Origin of the sequence: Myxococcus sp. CA039A (assembly GCF_013336645.1) — a bacterium.
GTDB classification, from domain to species: domain Bacteria; phylum Myxococcota; class Myxococcia; order Myxococcales; family Myxococcaceae; genus Myxococcus; species Myxococcus llanfairpwllgwyngyllgogerychwyrndrobwllllantysiliogogogochensis.
In genome coordinates, this window is sequence record NZ_JABUMQ010000001.1 from 38,881 (window position 1) to 53,315 (window position 14,435).

The 14,435-nt window shown below is 68.1% G+C and carries 9 protein-coding genes; 4 read left to right on the forward strand and 5 right to left on the reverse strand.

Annotated features, from left to right (window positions below; genetic code table 11):
- Positions 1-8 precede the first annotated feature (8 nt).
- Complete coding sequence (locus HR086_RS00120) at positions 9-3,980, reverse strand: annexin (RefSeq protein WP_174464022.1); 3,972 nt, start codon at positions 3,978-3,980, stop codon at positions 9-11.
- Positions 3,981-4,144: 164 nt separating this feature from the next.
- Positions 4,145-4,963, reverse strand: a complete 819-nt coding sequence (locus HR086_RS00125; protein ID WP_174464021.1) for a hypothetical protein — start codon at positions 4,961-4,963, stop codon at positions 4,145-4,147.
- 284 nt (positions 4,964-5,247) lie between these two features.
- Here HR086_RS00125 and HR086_RS00130 point away from each other — a divergent pair, with 284 nt between their 5' ends.
- The 4 genes from HR086_RS00130 to HR086_RS00145 all read left to right on the forward strand — a co-directional run bounded on the left by HR086_RS00130 (position 5,248) and on the right by HR086_RS00145 (position 12,556).
- A complete protein-coding gene (locus HR086_RS00130) occupies positions 5,248-7,509 on the forward strand; it encodes a family 2 encapsulin nanocompartment cargo protein terpene cyclase (RefSeq protein WP_174464020.1) in 2,262 nt (753 codons plus the stop codon).
- 59 nt (positions 7,510-7,568) lie between these two features.
- Positions 7,569-8,978: a family 2B encapsulin nanocompartment shell protein gene (locus HR086_RS00135; RefSeq protein WP_141641405.1), complete on the forward strand. Its 1,410-nt coding sequence runs from the start codon at positions 7,569-7,571 to the stop codon at positions 8,976-8,978.
- A 15-nt stretch (positions 8,979-8,993) separates the two neighbouring features.
- Positions 8,994-10,397, forward strand: coding sequence for a family 2B encapsulin nanocompartment shell protein (locus HR086_RS00140; RefSeq protein WP_141641406.1), 1,404 nt, complete (start codon positions 8,994-8,996; stop codon positions 10,395-10,397).
- 443 nt (positions 10,398-10,840) lie between these two features.
- Positions 10,841-12,556 (forward strand): alpha/beta fold hydrolase, encoded by a 1,716-nt coding sequence (locus HR086_RS00145; RefSeq protein WP_174464019.1) that lies wholly within the window; start codon positions 10,841-10,843, stop codon positions 12,554-12,556.
- A gap of 81 nt (positions 12,557-12,637) precedes the next feature.
- On the opposite strand, the gene HR086_RS00150 is transcribed toward HR086_RS00145, so the two are convergent.
- From HR086_RS00150 to HR086_RS47915, 3 genes are all read right to left on the reverse strand, one after another.
- Positions 12,638-13,522: an SRPBCC domain-containing protein gene (locus tag HR086_RS00150; protein ID WP_174464018.1), complete on the reverse strand. Its 885-nt coding sequence runs from the start codon at positions 13,520-13,522 to the stop codon at positions 12,638-12,640.
- Complete coding sequence (locus HR086_RS00155; protein ID WP_174464017.1) at positions 13,519-13,953, reverse strand: helix-turn-helix transcriptional regulator; 435 nt, start codon at positions 13,951-13,953, stop codon at positions 13,519-13,521. Before HR086_RS00155 ends, HR086_RS00150 begins: the two co-directional genes overlap by 4 nt.
- A gap of 136 nt (positions 13,954-14,089) precedes the next feature.
- Entirely contained in the window at positions 14,090-14,323 is a 234-nt protein-coding gene (locus HR086_RS47915) for a hypothetical protein (protein ID WP_217440880.1), read from the reverse strand.
- Between the last annotated feature and the right edge of the window lie 112 nt (positions 14,324-14,435).

Sequence of the window (14,435 nt, forward strand, 5' to 3'; positions counted from 1 at the left end):
GGCCCCCGCTACCTCGTGATGCCGAGGGTCTTCTCGAGCTCCGCCTGACTCTGGTTGAGGATACCCCGGTTGTTGGCATCAATCATCAGCGACGTCCCGTCGGCCTTGAAGACCTCCACCTTGAGGTACTGGCCGCCGGAGCCGTCGAACATGTCGTGCAGGAACTTGGAGTTGGCCACCACGCCCCGGGGGTCCACGAAGGTCTCCACCACCTGCTCGATGGGCGTGTCCGTCCCGTCGAGCGTCTTGCCGTAGAGCTTGACCAGGTCCATCAACTGCTCCTGCTCGCGCTCACCGAACTTCGTGGAGACGTTCTTCAGCTCGCGCACCGTGCCCGGCTCCAGCACGTCGATGCGGCGGTTGGCCGTGAAGCTGACGCCGAGGTCGGCCGCGGCCTGCTTGCTGACGGTGACCTCCGTGGCGCCGTGGCGGGTGCTCTCGAAGGTGGACTGGTACCAGCGCTGGGCGAGCGCGCCCTTGTCCGCGGGCCCCAGCTCCCGGGTGATGCGCAGCATCTCCGTGTGGCTTGCGGCCACCAGCGCCTGCTCGGGACTCTGGGTGACCTTGAGCGCCTCCGCGTAGGCGGGCGTGGCGCGCAGGCGGGCCGGGTCCGTCATCCGCGTGAGGAGCTGGTCGGTGTACTTGTCCTTCAGCTCGTGGCGCACGGTGCCGAACGACAGGCCCCCGGGCGACTCGCGCAGCAGATTGACCAGCTCCTGCTTGTCCTTGATGAGCCCCTCGGCCTCCAGCGACTTCACCCAGGCGCCGAACGGCGACTTCGGGTTGTTGCCGCCCAGGGCGTCGAACGCCTCCTGGCGCGTGACGTTGGCGGGGAACTTGGGCTCGATGTAGCCGGTGGGCGCATCGGTGAACTCCCCGAAGATGCCCTCGGCCTCCTTGCCGGACGGCTCGTACAGCTTCCGGGGCCCGCTCTCCACCGAGTTGCGCTGCAGGTAGAGCTGGCCGTTCTCGTTCTCCACCCAGAAGTGGTCCTTCGGCAGCCCCTCGGCCTCCGTCGTGGGATAGCCGCGATTGAGCGCCTCCGTCTTCCCCTTGCTGAGCTGCTCCGCCGCGACGTAGCCGCGCGCCGGGGCCAGTGAGCCCACCTGCGCGGCGTGGGTGTCGAGCTGCGCGCGCAGGTCCGCGATTTCGCGCTCCATCACCTCGCGCTGCGCCGCCGTGGGCACCTCGCCGCCGCCGTTGAGCTTCTGCAGCCGCGTGTCGATGCGCTGCTGCACTCCCTCCAGGTCCTTGATGATGGCGTTGAGCTTCTTCACCTCGAGCTGGGACTCGAAGCCCTGGGTGCCGTAGCCCGGCTGCCCCGTGAGCGCCTGATTCACCCGGTCCTTGAGCTGACGGACCTGACCCAGCGGCCCCTCGTACTTCTGGAGTGTGCGGGCCGTCTCCATGTGCGCCTGGATTTGCGCGGGCGTGGCGTCCGGCCCCGCCTCGATTCGCACCCGCCCGTCGCCGTAGCGCACGTGCACGGTGCCGCCGTCCAGCGCCGGGTTCGTCAGCACCGGCACCTCGCGCGGAGCCGTCAGGCGGGCGGCGCCCTGCATCACGCCGTCCATGGCCACGCCGCCGCCGGCGCCGAACACGGTGCCCACCGTGCCGTCCACCACCGCGCGCTGGCCCACCTGCTGGAGGCCCGGCAGCAGGCCGTTCTTCCACGTCTCGCTCTGGAGGGACTGGTCTGTCGCGCCGCCCAGCGCACCGCCGACGCCGCCCTCCCACGCGCCCTGGATGGCCGTGCTGCGCAGCCGCTGGCCCACCGTCTGCTTCGCGACCTGTTCGACGGTCTCCGTGGCCGCCGTGGCGCCCGCGCCGCCCAGGCCCTTGGGCAGGGGGATGACGGCGGTGCCGCCCTCCACGGCGCCCACCACCGCCTGCTGGGCGACCCCGTCCATGCCCAGCGAGTCGCCCTTGAAGTACGCCTGCGTCGCCACGCGCGTCGTGGCGCCCAGCGCCGCGTAGCCCGCGATGGCCAGCGGCGTCGCCGCGCCACCGGTGGCCACCACCGCCGCCGTCGTCACCACCGCGACGGCCGCCGTGGCCGCCATGTCCGCGGTGCTGTCCTTCGTCTCCTGCAGGTCCTTCACGTCGTCCGTGGCGTACGTGGTGCGCCGCTGCGCCGCGGACGTGTCGCCCGTGGCGATGGCCGTCTCCGCCGCCGTCAGGTTGCGCTCCAGGCGCTCCGAGTCCGACTCGCCCTTGGTGACGTTCTGGATGGTGTCGATGATGCCCAGACCGCCGCTCTGCTCGAACTGCTGCTGCGCCCGCAGGCGGTCCACTTGCTGCTTCGCCGCATCCGGCGCCTTGGGGTCGATGGCCCCCAGGTCATACATCTGGTCGACAATCTCGAACTTGTCGCGCCCGCCCAGCTCCGACGTCAGGTCCGAGCGCAGGTCCCGCTTGTAGAGGTCGCGGTACGCGGCGGTGATGTCATTGATTTGCGCCTTGGACTTGTTGCCCAGCACCTCGCGCAGCGCCGCCTCGTCCGTGCCCACGCCGTCCATGGCCCGGTGGAGCTGCTCGGCCGCCGCCTGCGCCTGGCCGAGCTTGTCATCGGCCGCGGGAGGGTTGAGGTATCGCAGGCCCACCTGCGTGTCCGCGCCGCCCCAGCCCCGGACCTCGGACTCCAGCGAGCGGCCCGTCTGCTTCTGGAACTCCGCCTTGAGGGCGGACATGTCCTCCGGCTTGGTGTTCTTCAGCACGTCGAGGATGGCGCTCTCGTCCGCGCCGAACCAGCCCTGCGTCGCGCTGTTGATTTGCGCGGCGCTGGCGGCGGCCGGGTTGTCCTCCATCAGCCCTCGGGCGCGGGTGTACTCCTCCTTCGACAGCTTCTTCTGAAGCTCCGCCTGGAGCGCCGCGTCCGCGAGCAGGACCTTCTTCTGCTCCGGGGGCAGGTTCTTCAGCGTGTCGAAGACCTTGTCGCTGTCCGCGCCGAAGAAGCCCTGGAGCGCGTCATGCACCTTGGAGCGCGCCGCGCCCGCCTCCAGTTGCGTCACCTGCTCCGGCGTGGTGGCGCGGGTGGTGTCCAGCAGGCTGTTGAGCTGCGTGCGCTGGGCGTCATCCAGGCGCGGGCTCAGCGCCTGCTTCATGAACTCCTCGGGCGTGGAGGCCCGGATGTTCGGATGGTCCTTGCCGTACATCTGCTGGAAGGAGCGGGCAATGGACTGACGCTCCGCGGGCGTGGCGTCGCGCAGCGTGTTGACGATGGCGTCCTTGTCCCCGAAGAAGCCCGTCTGCTCCTGGATGGCCGCCGCGCCCGCGTTGCCCTTGTTGCCGGACAGGATGTTGTTGACGCGGGTGAGCTCGTCACCGCTCAGCTCGTCGCGCAGGACCAGGTCCAGGTGTTCCTTGTAGTGCTCCCGGAAGGACTGGCGGATGAGCGCGATGTCCCCCGGCGTGCGCTTGTCCAACGTCTTGAAGATGGCGGCCTCGTCCGTGCCCCAGCCGGTGAGGCCGCCCTTCGTCGCGCGGTACAGCTCCGTGGCGTCCTTGGCCGCCTGCTCGCGGGTGTAGCCCGGCGTGACGCCCGGAGGGCCCGCGGGCGTCTGCCGTTGCGCCGGAACCTGGGTGGTATTGGCCGGAACGAAGGAGCTGGCGTTGGTGGCCCGGTTGCCCGCATTGCGGGCCGACGTCGCGGCCTGCTGGGCGAACGTGGTGGCCTGCTTCACGGCCTGCTCCGCGCGGGTCAGCTCGGCCTTGGGCGCGTTCTTCTTCTTCGCCTCCGCGAGCGCCGCCTGCGCCTGCCTCAGCGCTTCCTGCGCCTGTTTGGCCGCGGCTTCCGCGCGGGCCTGCGCCTGGGCTGCCTGCGCGGCTTGGGCCCGGGCCGCTTCCGCCGCCGCACGGGCCGCTGCTTCCGCCGCGAGCTGCGCCGCGCGAGCGGCACGCTCGGCTTCCGCCGCCGCGCTCGAAGCGCCTGAATCCCCTGTACCCGTGGCTCGAGTGGAACCGCCCTCGTTGACTCGCATGCCCCCGACTCCGCGAAAGTCCGCCACGGCGGACATGGACCTACACGAGTCCAGCCCGCAATGCGGGTCCACTCGTCACTCGAAAGAGATTATCCGAGATTCGATGCGAGGAGTTGTGTGAGGCAGGAAGGCGGGTCGCCAAAGCAAGACGTCCCACGTCCCCTTCAGCGGTCCTTCTCCTCCAGGCGCACCTTCACGTCGGTGATGACCTTGAGTCGGCGGGGCGGGTCTTCCTTCTCCGAGGACAGGTCTGCCTGGACGCGCATTTCCATCTCACTGCTCGCGGGCCAGAGTCTGTCCAAGCGGAAGACGGTCTCCCCCCTGGTCTGTGAGCGGATCATCATCCGCTCGGAGCTGTCCGAGCGCGTCTGGTATTCGGCCGGCACGGGCTGGTTCTTCGACGTCTGCTGGATGAGGAAGCGCGTCCCCGCCCGGCTTCCCTCCAATGAAAAGAGTTCGAAGCTGCCGGTGCCCTGCGTCCCCACGGGGCCGCTGCCATACAGCGGCTGATCCCACCGCGCGCCCAGGCCAATGGCTTCCTGGGGGAAGGGGTTGCCCACGAACTGGAGCGCCTTGGCCAGGTCTTGCAGCTCCCTGCGGCGCTGGGGCTCCAGGTGGGCGGGCAGCTTCAGGTCCAGGGTGTTGCCCCGCCGTCCGGACAGGCCGGCACCGGTGAGGCCCGGGAGGAACGCCAGGCTCTTGCGGACTTCGTCCACGTGCTGCTCGGACGTGCCGGGGTGGACGAGCAGGTCCACCGCGTCGAGCGTGAAGTCATAGCGCGTGTCCCCCTCCGGGGAGACCGACTGGACGTGGATGATGAAGGTCATCCGCGTGGAGGGCGCTGGCGGCGCGCGCCGCGTCGTGCCGCCCGTCTCCACCGTGACGGACGAGGCGTGGATGGCGGAGACGACCTGCTTCGACCCGGGTGCGGGCTTGAGGAGCAACTGCCTGCGCGGCTCACGGCCCTGCGTGACGAGGAGCATGGCCGTGACGCTAGCCCGGCCCCTTCGCCCGAGCCAAGCCGGCGCGAGCGCAATCACAAGCAACAATTCCACGAACACTTCATTCCCCCATCAACGACTGTCGTTCAATTTCTCTCCCTCCTTGAGAAAACGAGCCAATCATTATCACCCCACCGGGTGCGGACCCACCCTGCCTGAAGACTCAGAATTAACAGTGTTCCATCGATTTTATCTTTTGGTTGAGTAATCCGTGGATTCATCTTTTTGAACACTCTACAAGGCGCCGGTCACAACGAGGGGCACCCATGGCCAAGGCGCGAGACAAACATCCTTTTGTATTGCCAGAGTTCTATGTCCCCTGGCCCGCGCGCCTGAATCCAAACCTCGAAGCAGCCCGGGTGCACTCCAAGGCGTGGGCGCGCGAATTGGGAATCATCGGCGCGCCCAAGGACGGCAGCGCTCCGGAAATCTGGAGCGAGAAGAAGTTCGACGCGATGGACTACGCGCTCTTGTGCGCCTACACCCATCCGGAGGCGCCGAGCCCGGAGCTGGACCTCATCACGGACTGGTACGTCTGGGTCTTCTACTTCGACGACCACTTCCTCGAAATCTACAAGCGTCCGCAGGACCGCGAGGGCTCCAAGGCGTACCTGGACCGGCTTCCCCAGTTCATGCCGGTGGACCTGTCCACGCCCATGCCCAAGCCCACCAACCCGGTGGAGGCGGGCCTGGCCGACTTGTGGATGCGCACGGTGCCCACCAAGTCGGTGGAGTGGCGCAAGCGCTTCTTCGAGAGCACCAAGGCGCTCCTGGACGAGTCCACGTGGGAGCTGGACAACATCAGTGAGCACCGGGTCTCCAACCCGATTGAGTACATCGAGATGCGCCGCAAGGTGGGCGGGGCGCCCTGGTCCGCGGACCTGGTGGAGCACGCCGTGTTCGCGGAAGTCCCGGACCGCATCGCCGCCAGCCGGGCGATGCTCGTGCTGAAGCACTCGTTCGCGGACGCGGTCCACCTGCGCAACGACTTGTTCTCCTACGAGCGGGAGATTCTGGAGGAAGGCGAGCTGTCCAACGGCGTGCTCGTCATGGAGCGCTTCCTGGACATCGACCCGCAGGCGGCGGCCAACCTGGTCAACGACGTGCTCACGTCGCGGCTCCAGCAGTTCGAGAACACGGCGGTGACGGAGCTGCCCTCGCTCTTCGCGGAGCAAGGCCTCAACCCGGTGGAGCAGGCCAATGTCCTCGTCTACATCCGAGGGCTCCAGGACTGGCAGTCCGGCGGCCACGAGTGGCACCTGCGCTCCAGCCGCTACATGAAGCCCGTCTCGGGCCCCGGCGCCGAGCTGAACCTCCCCTTCCCGGGCCTGCGCACGTCCGCGCTGCGCATCCCCCTGTCGCCCGGCGCGCTGGGCCTCAAGCGATTCAAGAGCTTTGCCCATGTGCCCTACCAGCCGGTGGGCCACCTGGTGCCACCGAAGTTCTACATGCCGTACACCACGGGGCTCAGCCCCCACCTGGACGGCTCGCGCAAGGACTCCAAGGCGTGGGCGCGGCGCATGGGCATGCTGGACGCGCTGCCCGGTCTGCCCGGCGTGTACATCTGGGATGACCACAAGTTCGACGTCGCGGACGTGGCGCTGTGCGGCGCGCTCATCCATCCGGACGCCTCCGTCGCCGAGCTGAACCTGACCGCGGGCTGGCTCGTCTGGGGCACCTACGCGGACGACTACTTCCCGGCCTTCTACGGCTACACCAAGGACATGGCCGGGGCGAAGCTCTTCAACGCCCGGCTGACGGCGTTCATGCCGGATGACCCGGCCACCAGCACGGCGGTCGCGACGAACCCGGTGGAGCGGGGCCTCGCCGACCTGTGGGCGCGCACCGCGGCCAACCTGACGCCGAACGCGCGTAACCTGTTCCGCAAGGCCATCCAGGACATGACGGAGAGCTGGCTGTGGGAGCTGGCCAATCAGATACAGAACCGCGTCCCGGACCCGGTCGACTATGTGGAGATGCGCCGCAAGACGTTCGGCTCGGACCTGACCATGAGCCTGTCGCGGCTGGCCCACGGCGACGCGATTCCGGCGGAGATCTTCCACACCCGGCCCATCCGCTCGCTGGAGAACTCGGCGGCCGACTACGCCTGCCTCACCAACGACGTCTTCTCCTATCAGAAGGAGATTGAGTACGAGGGCGAGCTGAACAACGGCGTCCTCGTCGTCCAGCGCTTCCTGGACCTGGCGCCCACCCAGGCAGTGGAGGTCGTCAATGACTTGATGACCGCGCGGATGGAGCAGTTCCAGCACACCGTCGCCACCGAGCTGCCGTCACTCATCCGCAACTTCAACCTGGACGCGCGGGCTCAGGAGAAGCTCAACCTGTACGTCGTGAAGCTCCAGAACTGGATGGCCGGCGTGCTCATCTGGCACCAGACGGTGGACCGGTACAAGGAGTTCGAGCTGAAGGGCAGCCGCAAGCCCATGCCTCACGTGCACGGTCCCACGGGGCTGGGCACCTCCGCGGCCCGAATCGCCTCGATGTTCAGCGCCCTCCGCCAGTCCTGACTCATTCGTAATCCCAACCTTTTCCCAGTCTCCCCACCTCTGAAAGACAAGGTGCCCTCATGGCGAACTCGATGAAGCCCGGCAACGAAGCAGAGAACCAGCTGTTGAGCCTCGGGACGGCGGCGGCGCGGCAGCTCGCGACGACGACCAAGTCCGTTCCGCAGATGCAGGGCATCTCCTCCCGGTGGCTGCTCAAGCTGCTGCCGTGGGTGCAGGTGTCCGGTGGCGTGTACCGCGTCAATCGCCGCATGACGTACGCGGTGGGCGATGGCCGCGTGACGTTCACCACGGCCGGCGCCAAGGTCCAGGTCATCCCCCAGGAGCTGTGTGAGCTGCCCCTGCTGCGCGGGTTCGACGACGTGGAAGTGCTGCAGGCCCTGGCCAACCGCTTCGAGCAGAAGGAGTTCAAGGCGGGCGAGGTCATCACCGCCAAGGGCCAGGAGGCGGACTCCATCTGCCTCATCGCCCACGGCAAGGTGAACCAGATTGGCGCCGGCAAGTACGGCGACGAGACGGTGATTGGCGTGCTCGCCGACGGCGACCACTACAGCTTCCAGGCGCTGCTGGAGTCGCAGGACTTCTGGACCTTCACGGCGAAGGCCGTCACGGCGTGCACCGTGCTGATGCTCCAGCAGTCCGCGTTCGAGGCGGTGGTCGCCCAGGCGCCCTCGCTCCAGAAGCACATCGAGCAGTTCAAGGCGCGCTCGAAGAAGAAGCAGGACACGTCGGGCCAGGCCGCCATCGAGCTGGCCGCGGGCCACACGGGCGAGCCGGTGCTGCCGGGCACGTACGTGGACTACGAGACGTCCCCGCGCGAGTACGAGCTGAGCGTCGCGCAGACGGTGCTCCAGATTCACAGCCGCGTCGCGGACCTCTTCAACGAGCCGATGAACCAGACGGAGCAGCAGCTGCGTCTGACGGTGGAGGCCCTGAAGGAGCGCAAGGAGCACGAGCTCATCAACAACCGCGACTTCGGCCTGCTGCACAACGCCGACCTGAAGCAGCGCATCCACACCCGCTCCGGCCCTCCGACGCCGGACGACATGGACGAGCTGCTCTCCACCGTGTGGAAGGACCCGTCGTTCTTCCTGGCGCACCCGCGCGCCATCGCCGCCTTCGGCCAGGAGTGCAACCGCCGGGGCATCTACCCCACGAGCGTGGAGCTCAACGGCAACATGGTGCCCGCCTGGCGCGGCATCCCCATCTTCCCGTGCAACAAGATTCCCGTCTCCGACTCCCGCACCAGCTCCATCCTGCTGATGCGCGCGGGTGAGAAGAACCAGGGCGTCGTCGGTCTGCACCAGGCCGGCATCCCGGACGAAATCGAGCCCAGCCTCTCTGTCCGCTTCATGGGCATCAACGAGAAGGCCATCATCAACTACCTGGTCAGCGCGTACTTCTCCGCCGCCGTCCTCATCCCGGACGCGCTGGGCATCTTGGAGAGCGTCGAGATTGGCCGCTCGGAGTAACGAAAGCCCGACGCCATGACGAACCCAAACAATCCAGGCGGCGGAATGGACTCGCAGTTGACGAGCTTGAGCACGGCGGGTGCTCGGCAGCTCGCGACGACGACCAAGACCGTACCGCAGATGCAGGGCATCACCCCCCGGTGGCTGTTGCGCATGCTGCCGTGGGTGGAGGTGACGGGCGGCACGTACCGCGTCAACCGTCGCCTGAGCTACTCGGTGGGAGACGACCGGCTCAACTTCGGCAACGTGGGCGCCCGGGTGGAAGTGCCCGCCCAGGAGCTGCACAAGCTGCCGCTGCTGCGCGGCTTCGAGGGTGACAGCGCGGTGTTCCAGGCCCTGGCGAGCCGCTTCGTCCAGAAGGAGTACAAGGCCGGCGAGTCCATCGTCGAGGCGGGGACTCCCGCCGAGCACGTGTTCCTGTTGGCCCACGGCAAGGCGAAGAAGCTGGGCAAGGGCAAGTACGGGGACGAGCTGGTGCTGGACGTGCTCGCGGACGGCGACCACTTCGGTGACCAGGCGGTGGTGGAGTCGAACGACCAGTGGAGCTTCAGCGTCAAGGCGACCACGGCCTGCACGGTGCTGGCGCTGCCCCAGCAGGTGTTCGAGGACCTCATCAAGCAGTCCCCTGCCCTGCAGGCGCACGTCGCGCGGTACAAGGAGCGCCTGAAGAAGCCCCAGGACAAGATGGGGCAGGCGGCGATTCCGATGGCCGCGGGTCACTCCGGTGAGCCGTCACTGCACGGCGGCTACGTGGACTACGAGCTGGCTCCGCGCGAGTACGAGCTGAGCGTGGCGCAGACGGTGCTCCGCGTGCACACCCGTGTCGCGGACCTGTTCAACGGGCCGATGAACCAGACGGAGCAGCAGCTCCGGCTGACGATTGAGGCGCTGAAGGAGCGGCAGGAGCACGAGCTCATCAACAACCGTGACTTCGGCCTTCTGCACAACGCCGACCTGAAGCAGCGCATCCACACGCGCTCCGGCCCTCCGACGCCGGACGACATGGACGAGCTGCTCAGCCGGCGCCGCAAGTCACGCTTCTTCCTGGCCCACCCGCGCACCATCGCCGCGTTTGGCCGGGAGTGCACCCGTCGCGGGCTGTACCCGACGGTGGTGGACGTGCAGGGCACCAAGGCGATGGCGTGGCGCGGCGTTCCCATCCTGCCGTGCGACAAGATTCCCATCACCGAGCAGCGCACCAGCTCCATCATCGTGATGCGCACCGGTGAGTCGGACCAGGGCGTCATCGGCCTGCACCGCACGGGGCTCCAGGACGAAGTCGAGCCGGGCCTGTCCGTGCGCCGCATGGACATCAGCGAGAAGGCCATTTCGTCCTATCTCGTCAGCACCTACTTCTCCGCGGCGCTCCTGATTCCGGATGCGCTCGGAGTGCTCGAGAACGTCGAGCTGGGCGGCTGAGGTTTCGCCACGGGAGCGGGCTCGCAGGTGGAGCCCGCTCTCGGCAACACGGGGCGTGTCCGGAGTGTCCCGGGATGGGTCCAGGCAGACCAGGAGCCGGCCTGTCCCGAGTCATGGCTGTCCATTCCGGGCTGACGTGTCACGCGGCTTCGCTGACGTGTCCGTGACGCGTCCGTTTTGACTGTCTTCGATTGTTGGCGTGAGGAACATCGCTCCGCCCTGCTCTTGGACAAGTCCATCCCTGTCACGGGTCCAGCGCTTGCAGATCACCGCCCCGCGTGCGGCGTGGCCCTGGCTCGCCGCCGCAGGGAGAGTGACTCCATGACGCAGCCCCACTTCATTCCGCTTCACACCGCCACGCACGCGCTGGCGCGCTCTGTGAGGCGGCTTTGCCGTCGCCATTATTCCGAGGACCTTCGCACCTCCACCCCGGAGGCGACGCGATGAGCCCCGCACATGGCCCACGTGGAGTCCTCCTCGCCGCGCTCCTGCTCGTGGGCACGACGGCCTCGGCGCAGGTGACCTTCGACTGTCAGACGATTCAAGAGCGCGCTCCCGCCACCGGCCTCGGCGCCAATCCGAAGGCCGTGGCCTCCGTGCCGCTCGCCAGACAGCAACAGGGCTACGTTCGCGTGGGCGGCGGGTGCGAGGTGTCGCGCTTCGGCTACGACTCCGCGCACGCCGAGGTCATGGTGCAGAACGCTCCCGACGGGGACTTCGGCTGGCGGTGCAAGGGCGCCGACCCCGCGCTCGTCATCAATCCCGCGTGGGCCAAGGCCTCCGTCACCTTCTGCAAGGCCAGCGCGCCCAACGTCAGCAGCCTGCGCTTGCAGTGCAAGACGCTCAGCTCGAAGACGGGCCCCTCGCGCAACCCGCTCGCGGAGGTGTCCCTTACCCCACAGCTCGCCACCGAGGGCTATGTCGTCGTCTCCGGCGGCTGTGACTCCTCCCACGCGATGAATGGCTCCATCCACGCGGAGAACGTCGTCGTCTCCAAGCCCACGGCGAATGGCAAGGGCTGGCGCTGCCAGGCCGCGGACCCGCCGAACCATCCACAGGATGCCACCGTCACCGCGTCACTCGTCGCGTGTCAGCTCGCGGTGGACCCCGCGCAGGCGGCCCTCCTCACACCGAAGCCCGCGCTGCGCTGCGCGGTGAGCCAGGGCGTGAAGACCACGGGCGTGGCCTATCCCCGCGCCCTCGCCGCCGCCACGGGCAAGGTCATCAGTGGTGGCTGCGACCTCTCCTATGCCGGCAATGGCTCCGCGCATGCGCAGTTCATGGTGCAGCACGGTCCCCAGGCGGACGGCGCCTGGTCCTGCTGGGGCGCGGACCCGCCGCTCATCAGCAACCCGGGCAGCGCACAGGCCAGCGTGCTGAGCTGCGGCATCACCACCGTCCCCGCCACCACACCGCTTCCCGCGCCGACGCCGACTCCCTCGCCCACTCCGACGGCGCGCAAGAATCCGGTCGTCATCGTCGGCGGCACCCTGGCGAGCGAAATCCTGTACTGGACGCTGGAGAGCCGGTTGGACAGGGATGGCTACCAGCGCTTCTTCTTCGAACTGCCCAGCGGCGGCTTGATTGACCTTCACGAGAGCGCGCGACAGCTCAAGTTCAAGGTGGCGGACGTGCTACTCCAGACGGGCGCGAGCAAGGTCCATCTGATTGGCCACAGCCAGGGTGGCGCGGTGGCCCGCGCGTACGTGCGTGACTTCGGCAATGCGTCGGTGGAGAGCATCATCAGCCTGGGCACGCCCCACAAGGGCACCGACGACGACCCGCTGCTCGCCCTGGTGGCGCGCCTGTTGTTCAACTGCACCGGCACCGCGGCGGACCCGCTGCCCTGCAAGCAGATGAAGGCGGGCTCGGCGTTCATCGCGGAGATCAACACGCGCCCGCCGAACGACCCCGTCTACTACACCAACATCAACACCCTGCATGACGTGTTCACCAAGGCGAACTCGAACGGGAAGATGGACAACTGTGACCGGACGAGCCCTTCGGGCGAGGCGCTGCAGTGCAACGTGACGGTGCAGGACTTCTGCAAGGACAACCTCGTCGAACACGTGGGGCTCGCGTCGAACGGGGTCGTCTACAGCGGCATCCGGCAGGCGCTGGAGCATCGGAAGATAGCGCTCAACTGCACGGAGCTCTGAGGCCCGCTGTCTTCCATCCATCCGCCGCCCGCCCGTGGGAGGTGCCCGCGCGCGGGCGGCGTTCGAGGTTCGCCGACGGACTCAGCTCGCGTCGGTGGCCACCTTGCCGAGGTGGCGCAGGAACCCGGCCCAGCCCTGCTGGTAGTCGCTGCGGTCGACCGGCAGCTCGAAGCGGTCGTGGATGACGGTGACGCGCGTGTGGCGCCCTTCCGCGAGGGGCTCCAGCAGCCACGTCACGCGCGTCATCGGCTTGTCCGGCTCACCCCGCCAGTCGGTCCAATCGGTGACCAGGCGCTCGTTCTCGACCTTCTCGAGGATGCGGGTGGGGCCGCCCGCCACGGACCTGCCCTCGCAGGTGTAGTTCCATCCGTAGGAAATCTCACCGCGCTCCGCGTCGACGCGGGCGGCGCCAAAGAGCCAGCGGTTCATCAGCTCGGGGACGAGCAGGGCGCGGTACACCTTCGCGGGCGGCGCGGCGATTTCAATCGACGCGCGCACCTCGGGGGTATTGCTGCTGAAGTCGGGCAGCGTGAGCTGGATGCCCTCGCGAAGGTGGTCCTTGAGGTTCCCGGTGTGGATGCGCCACAAGTCGTCAATCACGTGACGCGGCTGGCGAAACGGCAGCTGCCCTCGCACGGCGTGGCGAATCACCAGTGAACACGCGTCCGGGCCCTCCCCTGACTGGAGCGTGTAGTTCACCTCGGTCGGGACGCCTTGAATCGTCCAGCTGAACCTGAGCTCGCGGCCGGGCTCGAGCGCCGTCAGGACCTGGTCGCGGCCAGGCTCGCGGGGCGCGCCGAGGGTGGCCTTGCCCCAGAAGCGGTAGGCCCCACCGACGCGCGGCTCGACCTCGGCGTGCTCGGCGAACCAGTGACGCAGCTCGGCCGGGTCGGTCAGTGCGCGGTAGACCCGCTCGGGTGGAGCCGGCAGCTTGAAGGTGAACTCGTGCTCGAACGACGGGCTCATCGGGGCCTCCTCTTCGGGGAACGTGGGGCGCGACGCACCGGGACCTGGGGTGGGCCTGGAGCGTCGTCGTCGGGCATCGACTCGATGAATTGCTTCAGGTCATGGAGCCGCGCGGGCCAGAACACGCGGTAGTCATCGAGCCAATCGCTGATGAGCCGCAGGCGCAGCGGCTCCAGCGTGTAGACGCGCTCGCGTCCCCGGCGCTCCTCGCGGACCATCTCCGCCTGGCGCAGCACGCGCAGGTGGCGCGACACCGCGGGCCGGGTCATCGCGAAGCCCGTGGCGAGGCTCCCCGCGGTCGCTTCGGAGCCCCGCAGGCGGGCCAGCAGCGCCCGCCGGGTGCTGTCGGCGAGCGCGAAGAACACCGCGTCGAGCGTCGTGGACGGCCCCGAAGACGTGGGCAGGTGGGCGTGGGCGGAGCGAGGACTCATATGTCAACGACTCGTTACATATCAGCGCACGCGAAATCGCGGCAAGCAGATTCGAAACGAAGACGTTACGCGTCGTTCGTTCCCCCAAACGGGGCCACTCGCGGGCGGCGTTCAAGAGTCGTGGACGGCCGCTGCGTCAGGGAAGACAGGTCATCGTCAGGAGCTTGAGGGGAGCACTTCCGTCCTGGCTCACCATCAACTCGAGTCTGTCATCGGCGTTGAATTTCCCCGCGACGAGCCCCCTGGGCATCGCCTCCAGGACGACGTCTTGCCTCTCCGCGAGCGAGCCATCGCCCAGACCCATCAACAGGCTGACCCTGTTCGCGGCCGGAATCGTCGCGGCGACATCCAGCTGTGACGTCGGCGCCATGCAAGGTGTGCAAGGGAGTACGCAGTGCCGACACATTTCACGGCGGTAGCGCAACCGCGAGGAGTTCTCCCGGCGATGGCGACTGACGCATTGAGACACTCCAAACTAAAAC